Annotated in this window: 4 protein-coding genes; 3 read left to right on the top strand and 1 reads right to left on the bottom strand. The window is 43.4% G+C overall.

What is annotated here, in order from left to right:
- Positions 1 to 83: 83 nt before the first annotated feature.
- The 3 genes from BBW65_RS08155 to BBW65_RS01535 all read left to right on the top strand — a co-directional run bounded on the left by BBW65_RS08155 (position 84) and on the right by BBW65_RS01535 (position 12,587).
- Positions 84 to 683, top strand: coding sequence for an aminotransferase class IV (locus tag BBW65_RS08155; protein WP_407645232.1), 600 nt, complete (start codon positions 84 to 86; stop codon positions 681 to 683).
- A gap of 982 nt (positions 684 to 1,665) precedes the next feature.
- Positions 1,666 to 7,005, top strand: a complete 5,340-nt coding sequence (locus BBW65_RS01540) for an autotransporter outer membrane beta-barrel domain-containing protein (RefSeq protein WP_199919453.1) — start codon at positions 1,666 to 1,668, stop codon at positions 7,003 to 7,005.
- A gap of 2 nt (positions 7,006 to 7,007) precedes the next feature.
- On the top strand, positions 7,008 to 12,587 hold the full coding sequence (locus tag BBW65_RS01535) for an autotransporter outer membrane beta-barrel domain-containing protein (protein WP_066338770.1): 5,580 nt from the start codon (positions 7,008 to 7,010) through the stop codon (positions 12,585 to 12,587).
- Here BBW65_RS01535 and BBW65_RS01530 read toward each other — a convergent pair.
- Entirely contained in the window at positions 12,584 to 13,228 is a 645-nt protein-coding gene (locus BBW65_RS01530) for a hypothetical protein (protein ID WP_066338768.1), read from the bottom strand. The genes BBW65_RS01535 and BBW65_RS01530 overlap by 4 nt on opposite strands.
- Positions 13,229 to 13,252 lie beyond the last annotated feature (24 nt).

The following is a 13,252-nucleotide window of genomic DNA, read 5'->3' as shown; positions in this document are numbered from 1 at the left end:
GGGATTCGGATCCTTGGGAAGAATATCAAGAGCTTCAGATCAAAAAAAGCTTCTTATTTGAAGAGTTTGAGCTGGTTGAAACGATGCGTTATGATGATGGGATCGCCCTGCTAGATTTGCATTTACAGAGATTGCAGAGGAGTGCCAAGTCTTTGGGGTTTTGCTATTGTGATGGCATTGAGGAGCATTTGCGATCCCTTAGATTCTCTATCCCTCACAAAATACGCCTCAAACTTAGCAGAAATGGGAGCTTTGTGCTAGAAAACTCTCCTATCACTCCGATTGTGTGTGACAAAATAGAGATCGCAAAGCGTATCGGAGGCGGGGATTTGATCGCACACAAAACGACTTTGCGTCCTTATTATGCAGATGTGGCAGCTAGGATTGCTAGATGTGAGGTGTTTGATGTGGTGTTTTGTGATGAGGAGGGGCGATTGCTAGAGGGCTCAAGAAGCAATGTGTATCTTGAGATTGATGGGAAGCTTTTGACGCCCAAATCCCACATTTTGCCGGGCGTGTATCGTCAGCATTTGATAGAGCAGGGGAGGGTGCAAGAGGAGGAGCTGTGGGTTTGTGATTTGCAAAGGGCAGAGAGGGTGTTTTGCTCCAATGCGGTTTGTGGTTTGCTAGAAGTTGTGAGGGTTGGTGGCGACCCAAAGGACTTCCTTTTTGAGTTGGCTTGAGAGGATCTATACCCTCTGGTGATTCTTTGGTTGCCGAATCTTGGTTTGAGAGGTTATACTCTTTGGCAATTTTAGAATCTCTTAGTTTCTCTTTTTTGGGATTGGTTTTGCAGAAGCACGCTTTCTAGTTTCCAAATCCCACTTTGCTTTTTTTCTATAAGGGGGACAAGGGGGTTTATTGCGAGGCACCCCCCTTATCCCCCTTAAAATCCCCCAAATCCCTGCCCGCTTTTTGTGTGACAACCCAACGATAGAGTACAATATTTGAGTTTGATTCTTGTTTGTTGATTTTTTGATTTTTTATTTAAATCTTGAATCTAGATTCTTGTTTTTGTTTAGATTCTTTAAATTCTTAGAATCTTTAGAATCTCTTTGCAATTTTTTAAAAAATCACAAAAACACAAAAACCCCACTAAGTTATCAAGGAAATGAAAACTGCTAACCAAACCAACCTTGTAGAACCAAAAAAGATTCCAAGTCAATATAATCTTGAACGAGCCTTGCTAATGCAATGCTGGGGTTATGGGGGTTGTTAAGGGGGATAAGGGGAACGCTTGCTTTAAGTTCCCCTTGCCCCCCTTAAGAGAGATCCTAGGGGATTCTAGAATTGTATAAAGGGTGCTTTGCTCAAGCCAAGATTAAAAAAGAACCCTAGATTCTAGAATCACCAAAAGAACAGACTTCCTCAAACCAACTTCAAAAGAAAAACACCAAGCCAAGCTTGAACCACCCCAAAGCCGTGCTTTATCCAAACCAAGCTTGAGAAATTAAAAAATGTGCTTTTGCAAAAACCAACTCCATTTTTTGTGTGACAATCCAACGATAGAGTGCAGACTTTTGCTTAATGATGTTTTGCGATTTGAAGTGCCAAAGCTAACGAACTTTGACAAATTTAGAATCTTGGTGCTTTTTTAGTGTAATATTTTGGCTTTATTTTGAAACAAACATAGACGGATTTTAATCAGCAAATCGGAGAAAATAGGTGAGAGTGAGATTGAGTGTGGCTTTGAGTGGCATTTTGTGTGCTTCATTGTTATCAGTAGAGGCTACAACACTTGTTGCAGACTTCGGGAGCAATGCAAGTGGGGGTAAGGGCAACTATGCAAGTGTCACAAAAAATGGAAGCTCACCCTCAACACAAGCCACATTTGGCACAGACTGGACAGGGAGCGATAGCTTCCTAAAGCTTCAAACTGATAATCTCACTTTTACTTTCCCCAAAACTTCCCAAACAGGTGCTACTACTCCGACAACTTTAACCCTCAAAGATGGCTTCAAGATTCAAAGAAGTGGTGGTGGCACGGTGACTTTCACAATCAAAAAGGAACAAGAGCCTCAAACTCTAACCACCTTTGCCTTTGGTCAAACTCCCGGTGCTTCCTCAGTGCTTTTGGGAGAGTATATCACCCTCACGCTTGATGGATTTACAAAAAGCCAAATCGTGAGTGGATTGGTTTTGCAAAGAGATAGCCATTTCAAAGGCGTGGGGGATTTGGAAAACAACGGCACGATCACCTTGCAAAAAGATACAAGTCTAGAGGGGGTGAAAAGTATCACAAGCACTTCTAGAGGCAAAATCATACTTGAGAAAGGTATAACAGCCACAATCAGCGGGGCAGAAGAGGGGAGTGCAGGTGGCACAGGCACATTGACAATGCTAAAGCAAGACATCTCTATCGGAGACAATGCAACGCTCAAGATCAATATGCCCAAAGTAGCAAAACCTGCACAATCTCCTGCACCAAATGGAAAAACCCTTATTTTGAAATTGACAGATGGAACTTCTAGCAGAGGTGAGGGTGAGTCCTATGGCGTGACTTTCAAAGGTGGCAAAGACTCAAAAATCACTTTGGAAGATTTTACGGCTTTGGAAACCCAAAGTGCGAGTTTTGAGAATATTACCCTAAACTCCAAGCTCGCTACTCTCAAAAACACCAAACTAGCATTGACTTCCACAACACTTGCAAGTGAAAATGCTCTGACTATTCAAGCAGGTAGTGCCTCCACCTTTGTGCTCACAGGTGAGAATACGATCAATGCCAAAACGATACAGGTGAAAGGAACGCATAGTTTCGAGGGCAAGGGGGTGCTGAAGCTACAGGGTGAAGTAGTGACATTTGGAGAAGAGGGGCAAAGTAGCCAAAAAGCAGAAATCACGACTATTTCATCTACTGGAGCTAGAGAGCAAAACAAGCCAAAGCTTCAAATCTTGGGCAAATTGCAAACCAAAAATCTCAAAATCTCAAATCTTGATGTAGAGATCCTATCAGACAAATCTACGCCTTGGGAAAACAAGAATCTCGTGCTAAATGGTGGGACAATCACAGCCAAAACAAATGACACCAAAAAGCTCTCAACGCTTGAGATCAGCAATGAAGCCAAAAATACTAGCTACGGCACGATAAGCGTGACAGGTGACACCACTCTCAAAGGGAGTGATATAGGAATCTATGGGCAAACGATTACTTTGGGAAATGGTAGTCGCACTCCTACTCCTCCTAAGCTCACATTGGAGGCAGAGGGAACGATCACGCTTGGCAAACAAGACACAAAACCAAAAGCTCGTGGGGCACAAGACACTCAAACCAAAGATGGCAAGGTGACAATCAGTGGAAACACATCAGAAAAACTAGAGCTCAAAAGTCGCAAAGTGGTTTTTGGAGATTTGACACTAAATAAGCTAAATGTCACGATCACAAGCCCTGATTTTGATTGGGCAGTCATCAGTGGTGCTGATGCGAGCTCCACCCTCACTCTTGGCGAGGCAAGCAATGGTGGTCCCCTAACAATCACAACGCAACACTCCAAAGACAAAAGCAGTGTTTTCCAAGCCCTTTCATTTGAGAGTGCAGAAACTAGCACTATCAAGGTTGATGGAGATACGAGTATCAAGGCTTCCAAACTTGGATTTTCACAGCAGGATGTCAAGATAACAAGTGGCAAAGCACTTAGCCTTTATGCGTTGGGGGTCAGTGGTGGGGAGCCGATCGGTGAGTTCAACTTCAAAAACACTTCTATCAGTAATAGCAGTGCAACAAACTCAAGCCTCAAACTCTATGCCAAAGAAAAAGCCAAACTTTTTGCAAACAATCTTACGCTAGAAAATATCCAAGTTAGTGTTTTGAAATCAAGTGACGCAAGTGGCACAGGTCGCACAGACACAAAGGCAAAGCTTGATTTATCAAGTGGTGGGACTTTGAACGCATTGGGTGCAGTGACTATAGAAGCTGGTGGGATATATAGTGGAGAGAATCAAGGGTTCGGACTAGGGATCAATGTGGGGAATAGCACCAAAACAGGGACACTTATACTAAAAAGTGGAGAAAGTGGCACTGAATTTAGAATCGATGGGAGTTTAACGATTGATAATACTGCCAAGGGCAAGAGTGTCAAGACTGATACAGATAGCAGTTTTGATGTGGAGCTAAACGGCAAAAAATTAAGCGATCATCAAGTGGCTTTAAATGTAGGGGGCGTGTTGAGAGGGATTGGCACAAGCACAAATGTAGTAACTATCAAAGCTCAAAATTTCACATTTGGAGAGCATTCAAGAGTAGAGGCGATCAATACTGCTTTGTATCTTGATGAGGGGAGTGCAAGCACAAATAATAGTCCTATCGATTTGAAAGGCATTGTGTATCTAAGCAGTGCCGATTCTAATGAAGCTCAAATCAAAAGCAAAAAAGCAAACAATGGTGGCAATGGATTAAAAATCAAACATCTTATCTCTCAAGGCAAAGCGAGAATTGAGGATAAGCTAACATTTGATAATGCAAATCTTGAAATCTTTAGCAATGGAAATGCCAAAACTCTGACTTTGAAAAACACTGATACTGCTTCTAGCAATAAAGTTTCAGGAGTTTCAAATATCTCTTTGCACAATGCAGACTTAATCATCAATAATGGTGGTAGTAATGCAGAGCTTGAAATGACAGCAGGTGGATCTATCCTCTCGCAAGGGGATTCAAGTATCCAAGCAAACAAGGTAAGCGTAGCGAGTAGTGGCACTTACACACTTCAAGTCAAAAACGGCACTCTGACTTTGCAAGAATCCACTCCAACTGGCAATGCGATAGGCGATCTCACTTTGGGCGATGAGAAGGGACAACAAGGCGGACATTTGATTTTGCAAAAATCAAATGGTAGTGGCAACGCTACTCACAACAGCTTCACACTCAATGGCAATCTGAAATCTTATGGCGACACTTCAATCACCGCTTCAGGCTTCACCCTCAATAATGGGACAAGTAGAACGAATCAAACCAAAACAATTTCAATCAATAATGGAGAATTGAAGTTCATCAAAGGTGGCACCACTAGAGCGAATGCTGGTGATACGCTAACGATTGGGGCAGATGTTAAGCTCAATGCAGGAAGCTTGAGTCATTACAAAACTTCTAGCACCCTTGGCAACATCACTTTGAATAGCGGAGTGAGTATCACAAGTCAAGGTAATTCTGCAATCAAAGCAGGGACTTTGACACTCGCCTCCAATGACATCAATGTCGGCAATGGAGAGTTGCAACTGATTGGGAGCGTGGCTTCTACAAGTCTATCCACCACGACTGCCACAGCACATACGATCGGAGATCTCAAAGTGCAGAATCAAGGGGTTTTCAAGACTTTGGATGGCAATGGATCACGCACGGCGATCAAACTCGCTTCAGGCAAAGCCATCACCCTAAGTGCTGAAGTGGGCTATGTCAATGCGGTGCGTCCGATCGGCAAAGGTGTCTTTGGAAAAGTGGAAGCAAAGAGCATAGAGTTTGAGGGAAGTGGCAAACTAATCAACATCACGCTTGACACCCCCAAAGAAACCAAAGATGATCGATTGTTTGCTTTGAGGGCGGGGGACATCGTTTTGATCGATACAGAGGACGGGATCAAAAAAGCAAAGCCAAGCGCACCGGGTGGAGCAGGTGCTAGGACTCCAACAGAAAAGATCACCCTAGAGGATATTAGCGTCAATACAGGGCGATTCCATACGCTCACTTTGACTCCCAAACTCATCGAGGATACACAAAAGCAGTTTGTCCAAAAACTAGCTTTGGGTCTCTCCGTCTCCCAAACCAAAGCCCTAGAGCTCCTAGAGAGTGTAGAAAACCCCCAAGCCAAAGCACAACTCCAATCTCTCATCACTTCAGGCAACAATCAAGCAATCATTGATTCTATCCTTACAACCAACAATGCCCTCAAGATAGGACTTGCAGAGAGTATCGCTAGTGGAAATGTGACCCTTGCCTCTCAAGCACTCTTTATGATCAATCAATCTTTTGCAAATCTAGGAGAGAGCATTTATGCAGGGACTCAAACCCTCCAAGCCCTCAAGATGATACGACACAATAACTATGAAGCAAGAATGGCAAGAAAAGGCAATCCTTTTAACTCCAAAAACGAAGTTGCCTCCCTTATCCAAGAAGCTTCCAAATACCACTATGCCAACAATGATGATAGCCTCCTTATCGGACTACTGGATGAACCACAACCCAACAACCCTTTTCAAGGAGAACTTTGGGCAACCTATGATGGAGCCATCAATGCCAACCAAACACAAAACGCCACACTCAATGGAATGAGTGCAGGTTATGATTTGATTTTGGGAGATAATCAAGAATACCTCCTAGGCTTTGCCCTAAGCTATGGCTATGGCACCTATACCACTTCCACATTGACAAACTATTCTCACAATATAGGTTTGGGAGTTTATACAAGAATGTTTTTTGGAGAAAATGAAATCGATCTCACCCTCTCTCAAAACATCGGACTTGCACACTCTACAAACAAGCTTGATACGATTTATTATCAAATCAACAACATTCTCAATCAAGATTTATCTTATAACTTCTATTCTACAGACTTAAGTGCTCTCTATGGATATAGCTTCAAAGTAGGAAATGAAGAAAGCCCTTATTATCTCAAACCATTAGGAGGGATCAATTTCTCTTTCCTTTACAATGGTGAAGCACAAGGCAATGGTGTAGAAAAACTAGGAATGCAATCAATGAGCAACTATCGCCTTGATATTGTCCTAGGAATGGAAATGCGTAAATATCTCAATGAGCACACTTATTTCTATCTCCTCCCATTCCTTGAAAAATCGTTGTTCAATGATGGAAGTGATGCAAACATTGGATTTGCCAATGCTCTCATAGTCCCTTATGTTTTACCAAGAAACAATGCAGTCAATCTAGGAATCTATGCAGGAGGAGAAGGCAATATCACTCAAGGCTTTGCTCTCACAGGAGGCATAGGAGCCAAAATGTCAGTGGATCAAAAAGAAGTATTCACAAACTGGAATGTTGGATTGAGGTATAGGTTTTGATAATGAGAAACAAAGGGAATTGGATGAGGGTGAGTTTGGCGCTGAGCTTGATGCTTGGTGTGGCTGTGGCAGAGGATAAAAGTCCTGATTTGATAGCTAATTTTGGCAAAAATGATACAGGGGGGAAGGGGAATTATGAGACTGCGAAAAAAGATACGAGCAGTGATGCAAAATATGGCACCGATTGGACAGGGAGTGATAGCAATCTCACACTCAAAACCACTTCACTAGAATTCACTTTTCCCAAAACTCCAAAGGATCCTCCAACAGCCACAAATCTAGTCCTCAAAGATAAATTTAGCTTTGTCAATCAGACTGATGGAACCGCCAATCTCACTTTGAAGATTGATACTTCAAAAACTGGTGGGCTAAAAAAGTTTATCTTTGGAGAGACATCAGGCGTTTTGGCAAGTATGATCACTATAGGTAAGAAAATCAATCTAACCTTGGGTGTTTTTACTGATGGCGTGGAGTTCAAAGGACGCACAAAGGTAGAGGCAGATTCTTCTATCGCTACGACTTCGCAAGTGAGTATCACTGGAGGATTGATCCTCGGAGAGAACGCAAGTTTGAAGCTTAATGGCACAAACTCCACTTTGACAAACACAGGGAGTTTGCAACTCTCCAAAGGTGCCTCTCTGGTGGGCGTGAGTGAAATCAATGCAACTCCACCTAGCCCACAAGCTCCGTTGGACTACAACCCTTCAGCCAATCTCATAATCAAAGGAGATGCAAAGATCCAAGTAAAAAGCGGTAGTGGTCTCACAATCAAAGATCAAAAGCTACAGATTGATACTGGTGCGACTTTGAGCATTTCAAGTATAAAGGCAAGTGGGGTGGGGAAAACTGCACAAACTCTAAGCTTTGATACAGCAAATGGTGGCACTTCTCTTATCCAAGGTGGCACGCTCAATGTAGGGGCGACTTTTGAGACTTTGGATGCTAAGGCATTGAGCCTTGTGGATCACAAAATGGATTTTGCCACCTTGACATCGCTCAAAGTGAGCAACCTCACAATGCAAAATAGTAGCATTGTGAGCACGAGTGATCTTGGGGTGACTATAGACGCAAGTGCTGGGAAACCACCTGCAACCCCTACTTTCACCGCCAAAGGAATGAACAAGATTGAAGCTACAAAAATCACCTTTGGTGCAGGGAATTACAAATTTGGAGGTGGTGGGGATTTGGATTTTGTCGCTAAGGGGGGTATCACTTTTGCAAATGCTTCAGGGGTGACTCTTGGGATTGCTGATAGCGAGAGTTTTAGACATTTAGGGCTAGGTGCGACAAGTATCACAAATCAAGGCACTTTGAGCATTTCTAGTCTCAATCTTAGACTTTTTGCTGACACAGCAATCACTTGGACAAACATCTCTACTTTGACTATGAGTGGCACGAATGTTGAGGCTTTGAACGCTGATAAGAATGCAAGACAGGATCTAAAGATTGTCGGTGCTAATGCTAGCTCTAGCACGATAAAAGCTAAAACAAGCGGGACAATCTCGGCTAAAAATCTAGAATTGAGCCAACTGCAAGTTGAAGTGGGTTTGCCTACTCCTGCAGGCACCTCAGGTGGTTCGCCTAGCACGCTCGTTCTAGACACTCAAGGCGTAGGGACACTCAAACTCGGTCTCCAAAATGGTAGCAGTGATGGCACCAATCCCAACAAAGTCAGCTTCGAGGGCAAAAGCACACCAACTTCCACGCTCAGACTAGAAGCAGAATCTGTGCAGTTTGGAGATCTTTCATTCACAAAGCTCAATCTCATCACTGATGCCAAAAGCAGAGCAGGGGGATTGAGCTTCTTGGCTGAAAATGCAAGTTCTAAACTTGTTTTTGACACTGGGACAAGTATCAAAGCAGGGGATGAAAAGAGCTATCAAACATTGACTTTTGGCACATTGGGCGATTTCCAATCCTCTCTTGAGATAAAAAATGGCTTGACTATCACAGCTTCGGCTTTGAGATTCCAAAATCAAAATATAGAGTTACAAAACGGAGAATTTAAACTCTATGCACTCGGAGCAAAGGGAGAGGGTTGCACTCAAGAATGCGGGGTGATTGGGGCAGGAAGTGGGACTTTTGCTTTTGAACACACCAAGATCAGCAAAAGCAATGGTGTCGGTGTTAGTGCGGGTGCTACTACCGAAGTGAAACTCTATACTCAAGGGGGGGCGTTGTTGCAACTCAATGGCAAAGAGAGTGCTTCAGGTCTGACACTTGATGGGATCAATCTCACTTCTTATAAGAACGCTACTACTAGGACAGATACACTCAACCCTTTGGATCTCTCAAGCAAGAGTGCTGATCTGTCCATACTGGGATTGACTGCACTTGAGGGTGTGACAATCAAGGCAAGTGGTATCTATACGCAAGGTGAGGGGGGGACCAAGCAAAGGGGGTTTGGCATAGGGATCGGCGTGGGGGATAAAAACCAAACTGGGCAGTTAGTCCTTACAGACACATTGGATGGCACAGACACTTATCTCATCAATGGCAATCTCACTTTGGACAACACAAAGGGAAGTGCTGAGGGTGGAGTTGTTGAAAATGGAAGCTCAAATGGCAAAACAACTTTTGATATTCAAGTGGGGACAAGTAGTCTTAAAAAGCTAAGTGATCAAACATTGGGGCTCAATATCGCAGGACACCTCACCGCAAAGGGTGAAGGTGCGACCAAGAGTGTTAGGATCAAGGCAAAAGAATTGACCTTTGGCAAAGAATCCAAAGTGAGCGTTTATGACACAACCCTAACGCTAGAAACAAAAACAAATAGCACAGGTGGATCAAGCACTCCTCTTGATCTGCAAGGAGAAGTCTATCTAGAGGGACAAACTGACAAAGAAGCGATTTTGGCAAAAGGCACTAATGGTGGCAATGCACAAGGGCTAAAGCTCCACAATATCACCGCCAAAGGCAAGGCAAGCATATCAGATAATCTCACTTTTTCTGATTCGACAATCAAAGTGATCGGCAATGGAGCAAAAGCCAATAACGGCTATACACTTAAACTTTGGGATAAGACTGCTTCTGCTACAAAGATGACAGATATTTCTAAGATTGAGCTAGAAAATGGAGTATTGCAACTCAAAAGCAATGGTAGTGGCAATAACGAGACAGATAGCGAAGTGTTGCTGAATGCTGGGGGGACTATCATTTCCTCTGGGGATTCCAAAATCGAAGTGAAATCCCTCAAAGCTCAAGTGAGTGATGGGGCAAAAACAGGGCTTTATGCACTTCAAGTCAAAAACGGCACTTTGACTTTGCAAGAATCGGATCGCACAGAAACTCAACCCTCACCACCGCCACCCCCGCCACCACCCTCACAACAAGTAGGCAATGTGGATTCTATAGGCAGTCTCACTTTGGGCGATGAAAAAGAGCAAAAAGGCGGACATTTGATTTTGTTGAAATCAAATGGTAGCAGTAGCCCCACTTACAACAGCTTCACGCTTAAGGGCGATCTGAAATCTTATGGAGAATCAAGTCTGCAAGCACAGGATCTCACACTGGTAGGCAAGCTAGAAGAGGGCACGCATTCTATCTCAAGCACTGGCGGGGAACTGAAGTTGTTCAAAAAAGATAACACTACACCACAAAGCATAGAAATCAACGCCGATACACATCTTGGCAATGGTGCGATTGGTGCGTATAGTGGAAGTTTGGAAAATCCCTCATTGATTGATATGAAGTTTGGCAAAGATGTGAGGATCACAAGCTATGGGGATTCAAGTCTCAATGCTAGAGTGCTGACTTTGCGATCCAATGCTATCAGCGTGCAAAAAGGCACTCTCTCGCTCAATGGCGCGCGTGATGGGATCGAGGCGGGCAATGTGTTTGTCGATAGTGGGGTGCTAAGGATCAATGCACACACACGCCCCTCTGGAAATCAAGAACAGGCTTCTTTGTATATCGCAGAGGGAAGCTCGATCACGCTTAGTGCGCGTATCGGCTATGTCAATGCAGAGAATCCTCTGGGGGGTGGTGTCTTTGGAAAAGTGGAAGCAAAGAGCGTGGAATTCAAAGGGGATAGCAAATCTGATGCCAAGCTTGTCAATGTCAAAGTCAATGCGTCAAGCTATTTGAGCGATCAGGATGATCGATTGTTTGCCTTGAGGGCGGGGGCACATACAATCATCCAAACAGAAGAGGGGATCAAGAAAAAAAGCTATATGCCCGGCGGAAGTGCGGAAAATCTCACATTGCAAGATGTCGCAGTCTCAAGTGGGGAGTTTAGCACGCTCAAAATTAAGCCAATCCTAGAAGAAGCGACTTTTGGGGGGCAAAAGATCGTCAAAAATCTCAATCTCTCTTTCTCCGTCTCCCAAACCAAAGCCCTAGAACTCCTAGAGAGTGTAGAAAACCCCCAAGCCAAAGCACAGCTCCAATCTCTCATCACTTCAGGCAACAATCAAGCAATCATTGATTCTATCCTTACAACCAACAATGCCCTCAAGATAGGACTTGCAGAGAGTATCGCTAGTGGAAATGTGACCCTTGCCTCTCAAGCACTCTTTATGATCAATCAATCTTTTGCAAATCTAGGAGAGAGTATTTATGCAGGGACTCAAACCCTCCAAGCCCTCAAGATGATACGACACAATAACTATGAAGCAAGAATGGCAAGAAAAGGCAATCCTTTTGGCTCCAAAAACGAAGTTGCCTCCCTTATCCAAGAAGCTTCCAAATACCACTATGCCAACAATGATGATAGCCTCCTTATCGGACTACTGGATGAACCACAACCCAACAACCCTTTTCAAGGAGAACTTTGGGCAACCTATGATGGAGCCATCAATGCCAACCAAACACAAAACGCCACACTCAATGGAATGAGTGCAGGTTATGATTTGATTTTGGGAGATAATCAAGAATACCTCCTAGGCTTTGCCCTAAGCTATGGCTATGGCACCTATACCACTTCCACATTGACAAACTATTCTCACAATATAGGTTTGGGAGTTTATACAAGAATGTTTTTTGGAGAAAATGAAATCGATCTCACCCTCTCTCAAAACATCGGACTTGCACACTCTACAAACAAGCTTGATACGATTTATTATCAAATCAACAACATTCTCAATCAAGATTTATCTTATAACTTCTATTCTACAGACTTAAGTGCTCTCTATGGATATAGCTTCAAAGTAGGAAATGAAGAAAGCCCTTATTATCTCAAACCATTAGGAGGGATCAATTTCTCTTTCCTTTACAATGGTGAAGCACAAGGCAATGGTGTAGAAAAACTAGGAATGCAATCAATGAGCAACTATCGCCTTGATATTGTCCTAGGAATGGAAATGCGTAAATATCTCAATGAGCACACTTATTTCTATCTCCTCCCATTCCTTGAAAAATCGTTGTTCAATGATGGAAGTGATGCAAACATTGGATTTGCCAATGCTCTCATAGTCCCTTATGTTTTACCAAGAAACAATGCAGTCAATCTAGGAATCTATGCAGGAGGAGAAGGCAATATCACTCAAGGCTTTGCTCTCACAGGAGGCATAGGAGCCAAAATGTCAGTGGATCAAAAAGAAGTATTCACAAACTGGAATGTTGGATTGAGGTATAGGTTTTAATGCTCGTTGAGTAGGCGGATATTGGGGGTGGATTTGTGGGGTGGCTTGTGCGTGGGCTTGTGGGGCGTGGCGGGTTTTGGTTGTGGGGTAGGTTTTGGGGTGGATGGTTTGGGGGGGCGTGGTTTGGCGAAAAACCCTTGAAGCACCTTGACTTTGTGTGCAATGCCTTGATAGTAAGCCTCAGCTTGTTTGTCTTTGTTGGGATTGTTTTCCCAACTGAAGCCTTTGTTGTAGGATTTGATGATAGCTTTCCAGTCGTTTTTGCGGATTTTTCTCCAATAAAGCAACTCTTCTAATGCGATTTTTGAAGCAAAGGTGCGATTGGAGATCAACTCTTCGGCGACTACATTGCGTCTAAAAGGCGTATCTTGCTTTTTGTAATGGCGTTTGATGACATTGGGAAGATAGGCGTGGTAGATACCTGCACTTGGGTCGGCGAAATTGATCCGATAGCGTCCTGCACAAGATTCTTGCCACGCAATCGCAGCCATTGTGTAGCCCAAGCCGTATTTGTTGCCATAATTGTAGGCATACTCAATTACATCAAGTTGGTCTTGATTGAAAAGCTTGATGTCTTTGCAAGAATCAGTGTGGGCTTGGGCAAAGAGAGAAAAGAGGCAAAAAGTCAATGTTTTTCTCAAGCAAATCCTTATATAAGTTGCTAA

It is taken from the genome of Helicobacter enhydrae (assembly GCF_001693335.1).
Classification (GTDB): domain Bacteria; phylum Campylobacterota; class Campylobacteria; order Campylobacterales; family Helicobacteraceae; genus Helicobacter_G; species Helicobacter_G enhydrae.
The sequence above is the reverse complement of the archived record's forward strand: the minus strand, read 5'-3'. Positions and strand labels throughout refer to the sequence as shown.

Bases quoted from the DNA above. Each gene is read 5' to 3' on its own strand.
- BBW65_RS08155 (WP_407645232.1), top strand. From the start codon at position 84: ATGCGTTATGATGATGGGATCGCCCTGCTAGATTTGCATTTACAGAGA.
- BBW65_RS01535 (WP_066338770.1), top strand. From the start codon at position 7,008: ATGAGAAACAAAGGGAATTGGATGAGGGTGAGTTTGGCGCTGAGCTTG.